Here is a 303-nt window from a genome sequence, read left to right on the forward strand (position 1 = left end):
GCGTAATATACGCCACCTCGAGTTAGCAAGCGAAAGCGCCTAACTCACTGCTCTTTAACAATTTATCAGACAATCTGTGTGGGCACTCCACAAGACGATATCCAGCATCTTCGGATGCAAAAAAATATCAAGTCTTGAAGAGTGACTAACTGAAGTAAAATTCATGCAGTAAATCTTTGAGCATCGCTTCTCGAGTGGAAGCACATCAAGCTTTTAATTGAAGAGTTTGATCATGGCTCAGATTGAACGCTGGCGGCAGGCTTAACACATGCAAGTCGAGCGGTAGCACAGGGGAGCTTGCTC

At 44.9% G+C, this 303-nt stretch carries 1 rRNA gene; it reads left to right on the forward strand.

The features are described 5' to 3' along the window. Window positions 1-214: 214 nt before the first annotated feature. A 16S ribosomal RNA gene (locus tag ITX55_RS23930) occupies window positions 215-303 on the forward strand; the annotation flags it as partial.

This window comes from Serratia sp. EWG9 (genome assembly GCF_019913725.1).
Lineage (GTDB): Bacteria > Pseudomonadota > Gammaproteobacteria > Enterobacterales > Enterobacteriaceae > Serratia > Serratia ureilytica.